Raw genomic sequence first — 13,747 nt, forward strand, 5'->3', positions numbered from 1 at the left:
TAGGGCAGTATGTGCGCGGAAAGTCGCGCTCACGAAATGCCACCCTACTGCCCTACTGCCCTACTGCCCTACTGCCCTACTGCCCTACTGCCCTACTGCCCTACTGCCCTACTGCCCTACTTCACAACCAGCCATTCTTCCTGAACCGCCAATACAGAAACGCGCAGATCAGCGCGATCGTGGCCAGAACCACCGGATAGCCGTATTCCATCTTCAGTTCCGGCATGTCGCTGAAGTTCATGCCGTAAATGCCGGCGAGCGCCGTCGGCACCGCCAGGATTGCGGCCCAGGAAGCGAGCTTCTTGGTGTTGGCCGTTTCCTGACTCTGGCCGACCAGCAAGCTCGCCTCGAAAGCGAATGCCAGCACCTCGCGCAGGCTGTCGATCTTCTCCTGAACGGTGCGGATGTGATCGGTGACGTCGCGGAACAGCGGATGCATGGCGGTGTGGATCTGCGGCAGCTCGGCGCTGGTCAGCCTTCGGCAGACTTCGACCAGCGGAAGCGCGGCATTGCGCAGGCGCAGGAGATCGCGGCGCAGCATATAGAGCCGCTCTATGTCGGGAGCGGTCATCGGCTTCAGCAGAACCTTGTCCTCGATCGCCTCGACCTCGTCCTCGATCTGCTCGAGCACCGGCATGTAATTGTCGACGATGAAATCGAGGATGGCATAGAGGACGAAATCCTCGCCCTTGGCCAGCGAGTGCGGGCAGCTTTCCCAGTGCTGACGAACGGCGGCATAGGACGTCGAGGGACCGTGCCTGACGCTGACTATGTAGCCTGAGCCGACGAACAAATGGGTCTCGCCGAAGGTGACCCGGCCCTCGATCAGCTGCGCGGTGCGGGCGACGATGAACAAGGCGTCGCCATATTGCTCGATCTTCGGTCGCTGGTGCGGGTGCTCGGCATCCTCGATCGCCAGCTCATGCAGGTGAAACTGCGCCTGGACGCGCAGCAACAGGTTACGGTCGGGCTCCAACAGGCCGATCCAGACGACATGACCGGATTTTTTTGCCCATTCGCCGGCTTCCTCGATGGGAATGTCGGCGATGCGGCGCCCCGCCGTGTAAACGCCGCAAGCGATAATGCCGGATATCGGCGCAGGCGCCGGGGTCAGGTTCCGAACATTTTCCATCACGACCTCCCGGAGCAAATCCACGCACGAGGATAGAGGCAAGGCCCGGAAAGCTTATCGTAAATCGGGTGAGGGTTCGAGAGGCGGCGTTCACTTCACCGGCTGCGTCTCGGAAAGGCTGATTTTGTCGGTCTTGTCGCCCTTGGGCCGCTCAGCCGGCAACTGATCGCCGGTGACGATGTAATAGATGGTCTCGGCTATGTTGGTGGCGTGATCACCGATACGCTCGATGTTCTTGGCGCAAAACAGCAGATGCGTGCAGGGGGTGATGTTACGCGGATCTTCCATCATGTAGGTCAGCAATTCGCGAAACAGCGATGTGTACATGGCGTCGATCTGGTCGTCACGATCGCGCACGAAGCCGATCTTCTCCACCGAACGGGACGCGTAGACGTCGAGCACTTCCTTGAGCTGGGTCAACGCCAGGTTGGAGAGGGCCTCAAGGCCGCGGAACAGGCTGGTCGGCTGGCGTCCGTCGGTGACGGCGACCACCCGCTTGGCAACATTCTTGGCGAGATCGCCAACCCGTTCGAGGTCGGCGGAGATGCGGATGGTCCCGACGATCTCGCGCAAATCCGCCGCCATCGGCTGACGCTTTGCAATGATGATGATCGCCTTGTCGTCGATTTCGCGCTGGCCCTCGTCCAGTACGGTATCGTCGCGGATGACCTTCTGGGCAAGGCCCGGGTCGGCATTGACGAGAGCGGTGACCGCCTGTTCGACCATGCGCTCGGCATGGCCACCCATCGCGGCGATGCGCTTCGACAGATATTTCAACTCCTCGTCATAAGCGCTGACGATGTGCACGGACTGCATGGCAAAATGCCTTCCCACGGGGTGTTTTGATTTTGAGTCGTTTCCTCGAATCCCCGCTGATACGCTAGCCGGATGACAGAAAAAAGAAACAGTCCCCTTGAATTAGGGCGGTATCAGTGCGCCGGCAAATGAACCGAGAATGCCGCGCCGTTGCCGACTTCGGACTTGATCGAAAGCCGGGCGTTGTGGCGCGTCAGGATATGCTTGACGATCGACAGGCCGAGGCCGGTGCCTTTCTGGGTCCGGCTGGTCTCGACATCGACGCGGTAGAAGCGCTCGGTAATGCGCGGAATGTGCTCCTCGGGAATGCCAGGGCCAAAGTCCCTGATCGTGACGTCGATGCCCGGCTCTGGTCCGGCATCGCTATGCGCTATGGATACAACCACGCGCCCACCCGACTGCCCGTATTTGCAGGCGTTTTCCAGGAGGTTCTCGAAAACCTGGAAAAGCTCATCGCGATCGCCAGGCACATGAAGCGGTCCGTCGGCGTAGCGCCGCTCGATGGCAACGGCGTTTTCGCTGGCCAGCGGTCCGAGCGAGTCGATGACGCTGTCGACGGTCTGGCGCAGGTCCACCTCGGTTCCCGGCTTCAGATAGGGTTTCATCTCGAGCCGCGACAGCGACAACAAATCGTCGATCAGACGCGCCATGCGGCCGGTCTGGCTCTGCATGATCTGCAGAAACTGGTCGCGCGCCGCCGCGTCGTTGCGGGCTGGTCCGCGCAGCGTTTCGATAAAGCCGGCGATGGAGGCAAGCGGGGTGCGCAGTTCGTGGCTGGCATTGGCGATGAAGTCGGCGCGCATGCGGTCGATCCTGCGCGTTTCGCTCTGGTCCTTGAACACCAGCACATAGAGATCGGTGGCATGACCGACCGAGGACACGCTCACCCGGTAAGCCCGTTCGACCGGCAGCTTCTCCATGTAGTCGACGACATCGGAGGCGACGTCGCCCGATAGCACGCCATCCAGCAGAGCCTGCATTTCCGGCGCCCGGAATTTCAGCGACAGCGACATGCCTGGCGCGATGCCGCCGAAAGCGGCGAAGGCGGCGGCGTTGGCATGGACGATGGTGGCAGCCCGGTCGAAGATGATCAGCGGATCGGCGACGGCGGCGGCCAGATATTCACCCGAGAGCCTCTGTAGGCCGGTGGCCTCGATGGCAGCTCCGCTGCCGGTGGATTGGCGCGCGCCGGCGGCCGGCAGTATTGCCGCTGCAAGCAGCAACAGCAGCGCCGCGAGGACGATATAGGCTGAAATCCCGGCCAAGGCATAAACGGCGACGACCGCGACGACGCCGGCCGCAAGCAGCCAGCGGCTGTTCCACAGCCGTGCGGCCATGGTTTGCGTGATGCCTCTCTGCTCTGTGTCCAGGTCAGCCATCTGCCCGCGGGCCCGCACCCCATGCCTTCGCACCCGGTCCACGGTGGCGGAAAACTTCCACTAGACCGTTCCGGAGGCTCCCCATAGCATGAGTCCGGAAGCTGGAAAGGGTTCGTCTCGATGAAAAAAGCCAAGGAAAGTCCCGCCGCGCCAACTTCGGGGCCGCTGAAGATCAGGATCGGCGGCAAGGAACGGGAGTTCGACATCGAAAACCCCGTGCTTCCCGACTGGGTCGAGGACAACAAGCTGACTGCCGGCGGCTATCCCTACGACAAGAAGATGAAAAGTGATGAGTATGACGAGACGCTCGAGAAGCTGCAGATCGAGCTGGTCAAGGCGCAGGCTTGGCTGCAGTCGACCGGCAAACGGGTGATGGCGCTGTTCGAGGGCCGCGACGCTGCCGGCAAGGGCGGCACGATCTTCGTGGTGCGCCAGTACCTCAATCCGCGCACCGCACGCAACGTGGCGCTGACCAAGCCGACCCCGACCGAACTGGGGCAATGGTACTACCAGCGCTATGTCGACCACTTCCCGACTTCAGGCGAATTCGTCACCTTCGACCGCTCCTGGTACAATCGCGCCGGCGTCGAGCCGGTGATGGGTTTCTGCACGCCGCAGCAGCACGAGCAGTTTCTCGACGAGACGCCGCATTTCGAGCGGATGATCTCCAACGAGGGGATTCACTTCTTCAAATTCTGGCTGAACATCGGCCGGGAAACGCAGCTCGAGCGCTTCCACGACCGCCGCTACAGCCCGCTGAAGAGCTGGAAGTTTTCGCCCATCGACGTTGCGGGCATCACCAAGTGGGACGACTACACCAAGGTGCGCGACACCATGTTCGAGCGCACCCACAAGGAATTCGCGCCATGGATCATCGTACGGGCCAATGACAAGCGGCGCGCGCGGCTGGCGGTCATGCGGCGCATCCTTTCGTTTCTGCCCTATGAGGGGCGCGATCTCGAAATCATCGGCAAGGAAGACAAGAAGATCATCGGCGAAGGGCCGTCATTCCTGGGAAAACAGGATTGACGCTTTTTTGCGTCGCGCGGCAAGGAACCGCGCGACGCAATCATGATGCTTAAGCCGCCAGCCTGGCGATACGCTGCAATCGCCGCAGCGTCGTATCATCCTGCAGCGCCTGCTGGAAAAGCGAGATCTCCTGATCGATGCGGTCGCAGAGGGCCTCGGTGTTCCCCTTCAGCAGGCCGCGCGTCTGCAGCAGGGCGGCGACCGGCTTCTTGACGAGCTGTCTTGCCCGACCAAGGGCCGCCTCCTCGACGGTGCCTCCCGGCACGATCTCCGCGACCAGGCCGAGCGCCCTGGCATCTTCGGCGCGAAGCGTGTCGCCGAGGCAGAAGAAGCGGAAGGCACCGGCGTAGCCGAGCTTCTGCGGCGCCAGGATGCTGGTCGCCGCATCCGGCACCAGGCCGAAATCGACGAACGGCACCCTGAACGTGCTCTCATCGGACGCGATCACCATGTCGCAATGGAACAGGATGGTGCAGCCGACACCGACGGCATCGCCATCGACGCAGGCAAGGATGGGCTTTGGAAACGTCGCCAGCGTGCGGAACAGGTCGGTGACGGCGGCGATCAGTTTCTGGTGCTTGGTGGCGTCGAGGAATTCGGAGAAGTCGCCGCCCAGACAGAAACAGCCTGCCAGGCCGCGCAAGACGACGACGCGAACCTCCTCATTGTCGGCTGCTTCATGGAAGGTCCTTGCCAGGCTTTCATAGGCCCTCCTGTCCAGCACCGGCCGGCCGTCACTCGACGACACGGTGACCACCAGCGTGTGGTTGCGAAGTTCAGGTTGCGGGTGTGTGCTCATGACTGTCTCCGATCTCATGACGCACGCCTTTGCCCGAGCATGTCGGGATATCCCCTGGCCAGCACGGGAGCAAAATGATTGCGGCGCGACCGCACCACATCGAGTGTGTGCTCGTTGAAGGTCAGCAAGGTGGCGACCACCTGCTGGTTGCCATAGGTGCGCTGATAGCCAAGCGGGGTCGCCAGGAAATGCAGTTGCAAGGCGCGCAGCACCCACATCGGCTCGAACTCGATGATCACCTTGTCGACGCCGCGCTTCAGCCCCCACTCGACGAAACCGGCAATCAGTTCGGTGCCGACGGTCGAAACGCCGCGACGGCCATCGCGAAAACCGGGAGCCACCGCATAGCGGGTCAATTCCCAGATGTTTGGACCCGACGGCGGCGTTCCTTCGGAAAGATCGGTCAAGACCTCGGTCAGCAGATGTGGCCGCGTCGTCGGCAACATCCTCTGATAACCCGCCACTTCACCGCCCCTGATGACGATCTGATGGACCGCCTCGTCGTGATCGAACTGGTCGAGTTCGAGCCCGTCGGGGCGCCTGAGGTCATCCCACCCCATCTCCTCGACGAATATCTTGTAGCGCAAACGATGGACGGCCTCCCAAAGGTCGGGACGTTCCATCAATTCCTGGGTTGTAAGGGAAAAAAGCATTCCGCCGTCTCCTGCGTTCAGAGGAAGATACGGCCGTGCTTTGATGAGAAAATTGCGTGATCGCGTAGGCAAGGATTTCAGGTCGGCACGGCCGACCTAACTAATGTAGCCGCGCCGTATCGCTTCCGCGACGGCCTGCACCCTGTTGACGGCACCTAGTTTGCTTTTGGCGTTAAGAAGATGTTTCTCCGAGGTGTGTTCGGAAATGCCGAGGATTTGCGAAATCTCCCATTCGGACTTGCCGACGGCGGCCCATTGCAGGCATTCGCGCTCGCGCGGCGTCAGCACGATATGATCGATGGTCTTGTTCGCCATGGTGTGGAGTTGCATGGCGCGGCCAACCGCGTAGGTCGAGACCAGCGACACCTGGCCGAATTCGGCGGCGGACAATTCCACGGCCTCGCCGCCCAGCGACACCATGACGATCTGGCCGTCGAGCGTGATCAGCGGAAAGGCCAACCCATCGCGCAGTTTGAAGGCGCCGGCATCGCCCATCACCTCGCCGCTGCTCTTGTCTATGCGGATGCCTTGGGACGCTTCGTGCCACTGGAAGGGCGCCTGCAACTGTTTCATATGGCTGACGACCGGGTCATGATCGACATAGTTGCGCGCGACATAGCGCTCCAGCCACTCGCCAGGCCAATCGCAGAGAAGCACATGCTGCTTTTGCTGGCCGGCCGGCGTGCCAGGCTGCGGGACGGTTCCCGCCATCAGTGCGGTGAGACCGAAATCCGATGTTATGCCCAGCAGCCTTTCGCAGACCGCCGCCGCCGTTGCGGCGTGCTGCAGTTGGTCTATGTATTCCAGCGTGCGATCGAACTGACCCATCGCAACATCAACCCCATGTTGCCTTGTGCATTGCGGCCAATGATGCGTGCCTGATTTACACTTCGCCACCGACCACGGATTGCAAATCGCATACTTATTTTGTGGCTCCCTCTCACCGAGGCGACCGAAGCTGATTTGCAAACCGGCTAAATCATATCCTGAAATCGGCGTGTTGAAATCAAAAACCATTGTGCCTGTACCATTTTCGTACCAAAACCGGTGCGAGCACGACTGTGGCGGAGTTTTATCTTGGCGTTCCGGTGGAGGTCCTTCGCCTTTGCGATGCTGATCGGGTTGCTGTCGTTCGCCGACGGTGCGCGCGCCGCGGCGCCTCAGGTTCCGGTGCTGTGGGATGCCAAGGAGCGGCTGCCCAAACCAGACCTTTCGACGCTGCCCCGGCTGAGATTCCTCACCACCACGGACTTCCCGCCTTTCAACTTCCTCGACGGTGCGGGAAAGCTGTCCGGCTTCCACATCGATCTGGCACGCGCCATCTGCGCCGAGCTTGGCATTGTGGAAAAATGCCAGATCCAGGCCCTGCCCTGGGCCGAGCTGGAAGGCGCACTGCGGAAAGGCGAAGGCGAGGCGATCATCGCCGGCATCGCCGCCACACCGGAATCGCGCGCGACCTACGCCTTCTCACGCTCCTATCTGCAGTTTCCGGCGCGCTTCATCATGCCGAAGGGCAAGGCGCTGACCGAGCCCGTCTTTGACAAATTGCACGGCAAGCGTGTCGGCGTGATATCAGGCTCGGCGCATGAGCGCATGCTGCGCGACTATTTCAACACGGTCCAGGTCGTCCCTTTCGACAGGCCAGAAGAACTGTATGCCGATCTCAAGGCCGGCAAGGTCGACGCCGCCTTCGGGGACGGCATGCGCCTGGCTTTCTGGCTGGGCGGCTCGGACGCGGCGGGCTGCTGCCGCTTTGCCGGCGGGCCCTATCTGGCGCCCGAATATCTGGGCACGGGCATGGCCATCGCCACCAAGGCTGACAATCCGGCGCTGGCCGCAGCGATCGACTACGCGCTGCAGGAAATTTCAATGAAAGGCACGTTCGCCGAATTTTATCTGCGCTATTTCCCCGTCAGTTTTTTCTAAAGCCAAGGACTTTCAGGTCAGGGTACGCAGCCGCGCCTTGGCCGCGCGGCCGATGGCAGCAACCGTCAGCGTGTCGAGATCGAGCTGACGCCGGATCAGCTGCAGCACCCGCACCTCTTCCATGCGCATTTCGAGGTCGACGGCGGCAACCTCGAAGGCGGCGGCATAGGCGGTGTCGCGCAGCCGCTCGGGCAAGACCTCGGCGACTTCAGCCAGCACGCCCTCCAGCCCATCCTTTTCGTGCAGGCGCTTCTGGCAGTCCTGGGCGACGCCGACCAGCCTGTCGTGGTTGAAGTCCTCGAACACCGGCCAGGAGCGGACGACCTCGCCGATCCGCGCCAGTTCAACATCGGTCATGTCGCGGTCGGAGGCCGAGGTGATGACCATCAGATAGATCAGGGCTTCATGAGGTGTCGGCAATTTTTTCTCCTTGAACCGGGCCTCGAAGTTAAGAACGCCCGTTCTGCACCGCAAGGAAAAAGCGCCGCACGCGTTGACGCTCCGGCGCTGCACGCCTAGAGACCGGTTGAAAAACCCTTGCTGCGGCCCGCCTTCGGGCCGGCAGATGATTTGGAAAACTGTGACATGGCGGGATCAAACATCATCGATCTCAACCCCGAGCTGCTGGCGGCCGCGACCGAAAGCAAGGCGTGGCCGTTCGAGGAAGCCAAAAAGATCATCGAGCGCTACAAAGGCGCCGACTTTCCGCAAACGGTCCTGTTCGAGACCGGCTACGGGCCGTCCGGCCTGCCGCATATCGGCACATTCGGCGAGGTGGCGCGCACCTCGATGGTGCGCCATGCCTTCCGTGTCCTGACGCAGGACAAGGTCGCGACCAAGCTGCTGTGCTTTTCCGACGATATGGACGGCATGCGCAAGATACCCGACAGCGTGCCGGACCGCGCCGCACTCGAGCCGCATCTGCACAAGCCGCTATCGTCGGTCCCCAACCCCTTCGGCGGCGACTATGCGAGCTTCGCCGACCACAACAATGCGATGCTCTGCCGCTTCCTCGACACGTTCGGCTTCGACTACGAGTTCGCCAGCGCGACGCAATACTACAAGGCCGGCCGTTTCGACGCGATGCTCAAGCGCGCTGCCGAGCGCTATGAGCAGATCATGGCGGTGATGCTGCCGACGCTCGGGCCCGAGCGGCAGGCGACCTACAGCCCGTTCCTGCCGATCTCGCCGAAGAGCGGCCGCGTGCTTTACGTGCCGATGAAGCATGTCGACGCCAAAGCCGGCACCATCACCTTCGACGACGAGGGCACCGAGACCACGCTTTCGATCACCGGCGGCCGCGTGAAGCTGCAGTGGAAGCCGGATTTCGGCATGCGCTGGGCAGCGCTTGGCGTCGATTTCGAAATGTTCGGCAAGGACCACCAGACCAATGCGGTGGTCTACGACCGTATCTGCAACATTCTGGGCGGACGGGCGCCGAAGCATTTCGTCTACGAACTGTTCCTCGACGAGAACGGCCAGAAGATCTCGAAGTCGAAGGGCAACGGGCTGACCATCGACGAGTGGCTGACCTATGCGCCGACCGAAAGCCTCGGGCTCTACATGTACCAACGGCCGCGGCAGGCCAAGAAGCTGTATTTCGACGTCATCCCGCGGGCCGTGGATGAATACTACACGTTCCTCGCCGCCTATCCCCGCCAGGACTGGAAGGAGCGGCTGGGCAACCCGGTCTGGCATATGCATGACGGCAACCCGCCCGCGATCGACATGCCGGTGCCGTTCTCTCTGCTGCTCAATCTGGTCAGCGCTTCCAACGCGCAGAACAAGGATGTGCTGTGGGGGTTCATTTCACGTCATACGCAAGGCGTGACGCCGGCGACGCATCCAGAGCTCGACCGGCTGGTCGGCCATGCGATCCGCTATTTCGACGATTTCGTGAAGCCGACGAAAACCTTCCGGCCCGCCGACGAGGTCGAGCGCGAAGCGCTGGCAGCCCTCGACGAAGCACTTGGCGCGCTGCCCGCCGACGCCAGCGGCGAAGCGATCCAGAACGCCTCGCTCAACGTCGCACGCAGGATCGAGCGCTATCAGGATCATTCCAAGCAGAGCCCGGAAGGCGGCCCCGGCGTATCGGGCGCCTTCTTCCAGATGATCTACCAGGTGCTGATCGGCCAGGAGCGCGGCCCGCGCTTCGGCTCGTTCGCAGCACTCTATGGCGTTGCCGAGACGCGTGCGCTCATTGAGCGGGCGCTGGCTGGTCAGCTGGCTTGAGCACGCCGTCGACCTCTTCCAGGATCGAACCCGGCGCCTGAGGTGCCGGGCCTGGCGCGGCCGGCATCGCCGGCATGCCCGACAGATCGGGCGCCGATCCGAAAATGCCCTTCCTGCCCGTGCGCGCCTTGTCGCCGGCCTCGACATAGGGGCCGCCCTTGGCGGCGCGCGCCCAGCCATTTTCGACCAGCCACTGACCGACATCCTGCTTGCCGATCCGGCACTCGGCTGCGATCAGGTCGCGGCCGCCCTGCGGCGGCACCGTGCAGACCACCGCGCGGCCGCGCAGGAAGGCGCGGAACGCTGTCCTCGCCCGGACGCCGCACGGCCAGGACTTGCCGTCCTCGCTGCAAATCTCGTCCTGCCTGACGATGTCGATGCCGGAAACCGCGACCGAGTAGCCCTTCGCCTCGATCAAGCCGGCGGCCGGCGCAACCGGCTGGAACAGCTTTGTGCCGTTCCAGTCGTCAGGCATTTTCGGCTTGGGCGGCACGGCCAGCGCGAGTTTGCTCAACGGCTCGCGCGGCTCGATCCGTTCAAGCCCGTCGGCGGGCAGTTCCGGCGGCGCGACGATTTCGGGATCGATCGCCCTCGAATGCGTCGCCGGCTTCGGCGGCTGCGGAGCTGCAATGGCCGATGTAGCCGGCTCCTCGGGCAGCGTCCCGGCAGCCTGCTGCGCCATCGCATCGGCGCCCGGCTCAAGCTGGTCCACGGTGATGACGCTTTCACTACCTTTCAGAGTGCGACCGCCAGTGACGACGATGGCTGCCATCACAGGGACCATCAGAACCGCCAGCGCGTGATGGAGAAGCCGCACCAGCTTAACCTATTGGCTTGCCCAGACAATCCGCGCCACCCATTCGACATCGCGCATGGGAATATCGCGGTCGGGATGATCGGGATTGAGCGAGACCAGCGCAATCGACCTGACGGTCTGGCGCTCGAGCACCTTGGCCATCACTTCGCCTGATGTGGTCTTGACGACGACGCGATCGCCCTTGCGGGTAACGGCGCCCGGTTCGACGATGAGGACGTCGCCATTGCGGTAGAGCGGCAGCATGGAATCGCCCTGCACCTGCAAAGCATAGGAACTCTCGGTCGATTGCGTCGGCAGTTCGATCAGATCCCAGCCCTGCCCGGCTGGAAAGCCGGCATCGTCGAAGAAGCCGCCGGCGCCGGCCTGGGCAAAGCCGAGCAGCGGCACGGAGCTTCGGCGGGCGACCGAAGCCGCATGGCTGGCCCCGGCCCGACCTTCAATCAAACCGGTGAATTCGTCGAGGGAAGCGCCCGTTGCCTCCATGATCTTTGCCAGTGATTCGGTCGAGGGCCAGCGCGGCCGGCCATCCGACGACAGGCGCTTCGACTTGTTGAAGGCGGTGGAATCGAGCCCCGCACGCTTGGCCAGCCCCGAGGCCGAAAGCGAATAGCGCTCGGCAAGAGCATCAATGGCAGCCCAGACACGGTCATGCGAGAGCATGTGTCGCTCTCCTTTGAACAGGAAAAAATACCTTCCCTGTTCTAACCCCGGACCGCCATCTTGTCCACAGTGCAAGGCTTACTCACGCCGCTTTCCTGGTCTCGCCTTTCGCATAGGGATCGAAGCGCTGGTAGAAGCTCTCACCCTTCTCGGCCATGTCGAGCAGCAGCTTGGGCGCCTTGAACTCGGCGCCGTATTTCTTCTGCAGGTTTCTGGCGATCTTGACGAACGCCTTGGCGCCGATGCCGTCGATGTAGGACAGCGCACCGCCGGTATAGGGAGCGAAGCCGAAGGCGAGGATCGAGCCGACATCGGCCTCGCGCGGGTCGGTGACGATGCCTTCTTCCATCACCCGGGCCGCTTCCAGCGCGATGGTGACCAGCAGCCGCTGCTGCAGTTCCTCATAATCGACCTTCTCGGGTGCAAGCTGCGGATAGAGATCCCTGAGGCCCGGCCACAGCTTCTTCTTGGCGGGCTTGGCCGGATAATCGTAAAAACCCTTGCCGTTCTTGCGGCCGAAGCGGCCGTGATCGTCGACCATGGTGTTGATCAGCGCCATCTGCTTGGGATCGACCGCCTTGTCGCCCAAATCCCTGATGGTCTGCTTCATGATCTTCTGGGCAAGGTCGATGGCCGTTTCGTCGGTCAGTGCCAGGGGGCCGACCGGCATGCCGGCTGCCTTCGCCGCGTTCTCGATCATCGGCGCGGGCACACCTTCGATCAGCATCTTGTAGGCTTCCGACATGTAGCGCAGCACGCAGCGGTTGACGTAGAAGCCGCGCGTGTCGTTGACGACGATCGGCGTCTTCTTGATGGCGCGAACGAAGTCGATCGCGGTGGCCAGCGCCTTGTCGCCGGTCTTCTTGCCCAAAATGATCTCGACCAGCATCATCTTGTCGACCGGCGAGAAGAAATGGATGCCGATGAAATTCTTCGGCCGCGCCGAATTCTTGGCCAGCGACGAGATCGGGATGGTGGAGGTGTTCGAAGCGAAGATCGCCGATGGCTTCAACACGGCTTCCGCCTGTTCGGTGGCGCTCTTCTTGACGCCCGAATCCTCGAACACCGCCTCGACCACCAGATCGCAGCCGGCAAGGTCGGCGTAGTCCGCCGTCGGCGTGATCAGCGACAGCAGTTTGTCCTTGTCCTCCGGCTTGGCGCGGCCCTTCTTGACCTGATCCGAGACCAGGCTGTCGGAATGCGCCTTGCCCTTGGCGGCCGACTCCAGATCACGGTCGAGCAGCACCACCGGGATGCCGGCCTTGGCGGTGACATAGGCGATGCCGGCGCCCATGAAGCCGGCGCCGAGAATGCCGATCTTCTTGAACTTGGTTTCGGGCACGCCGGCCGGGCGGCGGGCGCCCTTGTTCAGTTCCTGCAGCGACACAAACAACGAGCGAATCATCGCCGCCGCTTCCCTGGTCTGCATGATCTCGGTGAAATAGCGCTGCTCGATGCGCAAGGCGGTGTCGAACGGCACCAGCAGGCCTTCATAGACGCATTTGAGGATCGCGGCGGCGGCCGGATAGTTACCATAAGTCTCGCGGCGCAGGATGGCGATCGCCGGCGGCCACAGATTGAAACCGACCGGCGAATAGATCTGGCCGCCGGGCAGCTTGAAACCTTTCTCGTCCCATGGCGCCACCGGCTTCAGCCCATTCCTGATCATCGCCTTGGCGGTCTCGATCAACCTGGCCGGCTCGGCGATCTCATGGATCAGGCCCATCGACTTGGCCTTCTGCGGCGACAGCGTCTGGCCGGAGGTCAGCATCTGCAACGCCTGCTGCTGATCGGTCAGCCGCGGCACGCGCTGGGTGCCGCCGGCGCCCGGGAAGATGCCGATCTTCACCTCGGGAAGCGCCATCTTCACCTTGTCGCTATCGGCGGCGACACGGCCGTGGCAGGCGAGCGACAATTCGAAGGCGCCGCCCATGCAGGTGCCGTTGATCGCCGACACCCACGGCTTTCCGCAAGTTTCCAGCTTGCGGAACAGGCCGGTCATCATGCCGGCATTGTCGAACAGCGCCTTGGTCGCCTTTTCGGCGTCCTTGCCCTTTTCCGCGGCGAAGGTCGTCAGCATCTTCTGCAGCAAAGAGATATCGGCACCGCCGGAGAAGGTATCCTTGCCGGAGGTGATCACGGCGCCCTTGATGGCGGCGTCACCAGCCACCTTGTCGACAATGGCGTTCAATTCCCGCATCGCCTCTTCGGTGAAGACGTTCATCGAACGGCCGGGCATGTCCCAGGTGACCAGCGCAATGCCGTCGGCGTCGGTGTCGAGGGTGAAATTGGTGTAGCTCATCG

At 62.6% G+C, this 13,747-nt stretch carries 13 protein-coding genes; 3 read left to right on the forward strand and 10 right to left on the reverse strand.

What is annotated here, in order from left to right:
* Positions 1–121 precede the first annotated feature (121 nt).
* The 3 genes from EN955_RS00260 to EN955_RS00270 all read right to left on the reverse strand — a co-directional run bounded on the left by EN955_RS00260 (position 122) and on the right by EN955_RS00270 (position 3,327).
* Positions 122–1,132, reverse strand: coding sequence for a magnesium and cobalt transport protein CorA (locus tag EN955_RS00260; RefSeq protein ID WP_013533645.1), 1,011 nt, complete (start codon positions 1,130–1,132; stop codon positions 122–124).
* Between the two features lie 90 nt (positions 1,133–1,222).
* Positions 1,223–1,948, reverse strand: a complete 726-nt coding sequence (gene phoU, locus EN955_RS00265) for a phosphate signaling complex protein PhoU (protein ID WP_013533646.1) — start codon at positions 1,946–1,948, stop codon at positions 1,223–1,225.
* A 113-nt stretch (positions 1,949–2,061) separates the two neighbouring features.
* A complete protein-coding gene (locus EN955_RS00270) occupies positions 2,062–3,327 on the reverse strand; it encodes an ATP-binding protein (RefSeq protein ID WP_024503163.1) in 1,266 nt (421 codons plus the stop codon).
* Between the two features lie 120 nt (positions 3,328–3,447).
* Between EN955_RS00270 and ppk2 the strand changes: the two genes are divergently transcribed.
* Positions 3,448–4,356, forward strand: coding sequence for a polyphosphate kinase 2 (gene ppk2 / locus EN955_RS00275; RefSeq protein ID WP_024503164.1), 909 nt, complete (start codon positions 3,448–3,450; stop codon positions 4,354–4,356).
* 49 nt (positions 4,357–4,405) lie between these two features.
* Here ppk2 and EN955_RS00280 read toward each other — a convergent pair whose 3' ends face one another.
* The 3 genes from EN955_RS00280 to EN955_RS00290 form a co-directional block, all read right to left on the reverse strand.
* The gene (locus EN955_RS00280; protein ID WP_013533649.1) at positions 4,406–5,155 is read right to left on the reverse strand and encodes an enoyl-CoA hydratase-related protein; all 750 of its coding nucleotides are present in this window, start codon (positions 5,153–5,155) and stop codon (positions 4,406–4,408) included.
* Positions 5,156–5,169: 14 nt separating this feature from the next.
* Positions 5,170–5,808, reverse strand: a complete 639-nt coding sequence (locus EN955_RS00285; RefSeq protein ID WP_013533650.1) for an acyl-homoserine-lactone synthase — start codon at positions 5,806–5,808, stop codon at positions 5,170–5,172.
* Positions 5,809–5,904: 96 nt separating this feature from the next.
* Positions 5,905–6,636 (reverse strand): LuxR family transcriptional regulator, encoded by a 732-nt coding sequence (locus EN955_RS00290; RefSeq protein WP_024503165.1) that lies wholly within the window; start codon positions 6,634–6,636, stop codon positions 5,905–5,907.
* A 249-nt stretch (positions 6,637–6,885) separates the two neighbouring features.
* On the opposite strand from EN955_RS00290, the gene EN955_RS00295 reads away from it, so the two are divergent.
* Complete coding sequence (locus tag EN955_RS00295; protein ID WP_024503166.1) at positions 6,886–7,734, forward strand: transporter substrate-binding domain-containing protein; 849 nt, start codon at positions 6,886–6,888, stop codon at positions 7,732–7,734.
* A gap of 12 nt (positions 7,735–7,746) precedes the next feature.
* Here the strand turns inward: EN955_RS00295 and EN955_RS00300 are convergent, their stop codons facing one another.
* Entirely contained in the window at positions 7,747–8,154 is a 408-nt protein-coding gene (locus tag EN955_RS00300) for a tellurite resistance TerB family protein (protein ID WP_013533653.1), read from the reverse strand.
* A 165-nt stretch (positions 8,155–8,319) separates the two neighbouring features.
* On the opposite strand from EN955_RS00300, the gene EN955_RS00305 reads away from it, so the two are divergent.
* Positions 8,320–9,966: a lysine--tRNA ligase gene (locus EN955_RS00305; RefSeq protein WP_024503167.1), complete on the forward strand. Its 1,647-nt coding sequence runs from the start codon at positions 8,320–8,322 to the stop codon at positions 9,964–9,966.
* Here EN955_RS00305 and EN955_RS00310 read toward each other — a convergent pair.
* The 3 genes from EN955_RS00310 to EN955_RS00320 form a co-directional block, all read right to left on the reverse strand.
* Entirely contained in the window at positions 9,932–10,783 is an 852-nt protein-coding gene (locus EN955_RS00310) for a hypothetical protein (RefSeq protein ID WP_024503168.1), read from the reverse strand. The two genes, EN955_RS00305 and EN955_RS00310, sit on opposite strands and share 35 nt — an antisense overlap.
* 9 nt (positions 10,784–10,792) lie before the next feature.
* Complete coding sequence (locus EN955_RS00315) at positions 10,793–11,443, reverse strand: helix-turn-helix transcriptional regulator (RefSeq protein WP_013533656.1); 651 nt, start codon at positions 11,441–11,443, stop codon at positions 10,793–10,795.
* Positions 11,444–11,525: 82 nt separating this feature from the next.
* A complete protein-coding gene (locus EN955_RS00320) occupies positions 11,526–13,745 on the reverse strand; it encodes a 3-hydroxyacyl-CoA dehydrogenase NAD-binding domain-containing protein (protein WP_024503169.1) in 2,220 nt (739 codons plus the stop codon).
* Positions 13,746–13,747 lie beyond the last annotated feature (2 nt).

It is taken from the genome of Mesorhizobium sp. M7A.F.Ca.CA.001.04.2.1 (assembly GCF_003998485.1).
GTDB classification, from domain to species: domain Bacteria; phylum Pseudomonadota; class Alphaproteobacteria; order Rhizobiales; family Rhizobiaceae; genus Mesorhizobium; species Mesorhizobium ciceri.